This is a genomic window from Microbacterium sp. (genome assembly GCF_031178525.1).
Taxonomy (GTDB): Bacteria; Actinomycetota; Actinomycetes; order Actinomycetales; family Microbacteriaceae; genus Microbacterium.
This window is the reverse complement of the sequence record NZ_JAPSJA010000321.1, coordinates 1-2,552: the sequence shown is the minus strand read 5'-3', so window position 1 is coordinate 2,552 and position 2,552 is coordinate 1. Positions and strand designations below refer to the sequence as shown.

Annotated in this window: 3 protein-coding genes and 1 pseudogene; 1 reads left to right on the top strand and 3 read right to left on the bottom strand. The window is 70.4% G+C overall.

Annotated elements, in window-relative coordinates; genetic code table 11:
* The 3 genes and pseudogenes from RIF89_RS13820 to RIF89_RS13810 all read right to left on the bottom strand — a co-directional run.
* Positions 1-379: pseudogene (locus tag RIF89_RS13820) on the bottom strand (metal-dependent hydrolase); the annotation flags it as partial.
* Positions 376-1,029, bottom strand: coding sequence for an FMN-binding negative transcriptional regulator (locus RIF89_RS13815; RefSeq protein ID WP_309069661.1), 654 nt, complete (start codon positions 1,027-1,029; stop codon positions 376-378). The gene RIF89_RS13815 and the pseudogene RIF89_RS13820, both read right to left, overlap by 4 nt.
* A 46-nt stretch (positions 1,030-1,075) precedes the next feature.
* Positions 1,076-1,594 carry a MarR family transcriptional regulator gene (locus tag RIF89_RS13810; RefSeq protein ID WP_309069660.1) on the bottom strand — a complete coding sequence of 173 codons (519 nt, stop codon included), beginning with the start codon at positions 1,592-1,594 and terminating at the stop codon, positions 1,076-1,078.
* Positions 1,595-1,680: 86 nt separating this feature from the next.
* Here RIF89_RS13810 and RIF89_RS13805 point away from each other — a divergent pair, with 86 nt between their 5' ends.
* The gene (locus RIF89_RS13805) at positions 1,681-2,460 is read left to right on the top strand and encodes an SDR family oxidoreductase (RefSeq protein ID WP_309069659.1); all 780 of its coding nucleotides are present in this window, start codon (positions 1,681-1,683) and stop codon (positions 2,458-2,460) included.
* Positions 2,461-2,552 lie beyond the last annotated feature (92 nt).

Genomic DNA, 2,552 nt, shown 5'->3' with positions numbered 1-2,552 from the left:
GGTCCGTCCAGAGCGCATCGCGCATGTCCACCGCGATCCGCCGGCCGTCCGATCGGGAGGGCGCACGGGCAGCGAGCGCGGCGGTCTCGGCCGCCGAGGACGCGCGCCGCACCGAGAAGCGTTCGACGCCCAGCGCCCACTGCAGCACATGCACGTGATGATCCCAGAGCCCCGGGATCAACCACGCGCCTCCGCCGTCGAGCACCGTGCCACGCCTCGGCAGAGCGCGGGCGGGCGCAATGTCGGCGATCTCGTCGCCCTCCACGAAGACGTCGTACAGCGCTTCCCCGTCGACACCGGCGAACGGCAGCATCTCGCGGCCTTCGCCGCCGATCCGCACGTCGGCGACGACGTCGACCCGCTCCCCTCGCGCGGTCATCCGGCGGCCCCCGCACGCGCCGCGGCACGAGCGTCCTGCGAGCGGCGCATCTCCTCCGCGAGGGACGGATTGCGGAACGGCCCGTCGCCCGCCAGCTCGGCGATGATCGTCTCGACGACCTCATCGGGGCGGTTCTGACTCAGCTTCCGCTTCGCGACGACCTTCGTGGGTGAGAGCCGGAAGCCCACGGTCCCCCGCTCGAGCTTCGTGACGAAGTCCGCGTCGTTGGGCCGCTCCCACATGAGACGAGGATCCGGCAGGCGCGACTCGAAGCGCGCGACAAGGCGATCCAGCACGGCGAGGTTCTCCTCCGGGCTGAGCAGCTCAGGCACGCCGCTGAGGTGCGCGGAGATGAAGTTCCACGTCGGCACGGCCGGGCCGTCGCCGTACCAGTTCGGCGAGATGTACCCGTGCGGGCCCTGGACGACAACGAGCAGCTCCCGGTCGCCGAGTCCGTGGATCGCATCGTCGGGACGACCCACGTGCCCCACGATCGTGAGGTCGTCGCGCGTCTCGTCGAGCAGGACGGCGTAGTGCGATGCCGTGAGCCCGTCCGGCGCGGCGCTCACCAGCATGACCCAGGGGTTCCGGTCGATGAGGCGGCGCAGTTCGGCCACATCCGTGAACGCGAAACTGGGGTTCTGGCGCATGGGTTCGATCGTACGGCGACGCGGCAGCGTGCCGCTCCGGCGCCCGTCAATCCGCCGACGGCTGCCAACGACGCACCCGGGACGCGGGCTCCGCCGCGCCCTCCTCCTCGATCCCCTGCAGGATGCGGCGGACGATCTCCTTGAGCTGGCGCCTCTGCGCACGACTGAGCCGGTCGAGGACCAGACGGTGCACCGTGTCGACGTGACCGGGGGTCGCCTTCCGAGCCGCCTCTCTCCCGGCGTCCGTGAGGATGGCCAGCGTCGAGCGGCCATCGGCGGGATCCGGTGCCCGGCGCAGCCAGCCACGTCGCTCGAGCCGCGTCACGGCCCGGGACAGGCGCGAGAGGGTGCTGTTCGCGTAGCCGGCGAGCACGCTCATCCGCAGCATCCCGCCGGGCGCGTGCATCAGCGCGTAGAGGACGCCGTATTCGAAGTGGGTGATCCCCGCCTCCTTCTGCAGCTGCGCGTCGAGCGCGGCCGGCAGCCACTCCAGCACCGTCGCCAGCCCCGCCCAGGTCTCGAGCTCCTCGCCCTCCAGGCCCTCGACGCGACCGAGATCCTCCATGGTCGAAGCCTACCCGGTCGACGTCTGATTTACTTGCTCAGTCAAGTCAATCGAAGGAAGAGGGAACCGAAATCATGGATCTGGGGTTGCACGGCAGACGTGCGTTCATCAGCGGTTCGACGCGGGGAATCGGGTACGCCATCGCCGAGGCGCTGCTGCGGGAGGGCGCTTCGGTGGTGATCCACGGCCGCGGCGCGCAGCGCGTCCAGAGCGCCGTCGCGGCGCTGGCGGACGGTGCACCCGGGGCGGACGTGACGGGCATCGCCGCCGACGTCGCCGATCCGGAGCAGTTCGATCGACTGCTGCGCCGGCTGGGGCACGTCGACATCCTCGTCAACAACGTCGGCGTCTTCGAGGTGGCGGACTTCGAGGACATCACGGATGCCGATTGGGAGCGCTACGTCCAGATCAACCTGATGAGCGGAGTCCGCCTGTCGCGTCACGTCCTGGCCCGGATGCGCGCCAACGGCTGGGGCCGGATCATCTTCATCTCGAGCGAATCCGGCGTGAACATCCCGGCGGACATGATCCACTACGGCACCACCAAGGCCGCGATGCTCGGCCTCGCGAACGGTCTGGCGAAGCTCACTCGCGGGACGGAGGTCACGGTGAACAGCATCCTGGGCGGTCCGACCTACTCCGACGGGGTCGCCCGAGCCGTCGAGCGCATCGCCGGGGAACAGTCGGTGGATCCGGCCGACCTCAAGCACGCGATCGCCGCCTCGAACAGGACCTCGCTGCTCGAGCGCTTCATCGACCCGTCCGAGATCGCGAGCCTCGCCCTCTACCTCGCAAGCCCCCTCTCCTCGGCGACCAACGGCGCCGCGCTCCGCGCCGACGGAGGGACGTTGACCGGCGTTCTGTAGACGCGAGCCGGGCGCCCGTTCAGGCGCCGTCGCGGTTCTGCTTCTCGCGCACTGCGGACCGAGCAGATCCGCCGCACGCACGTACGGGTCAG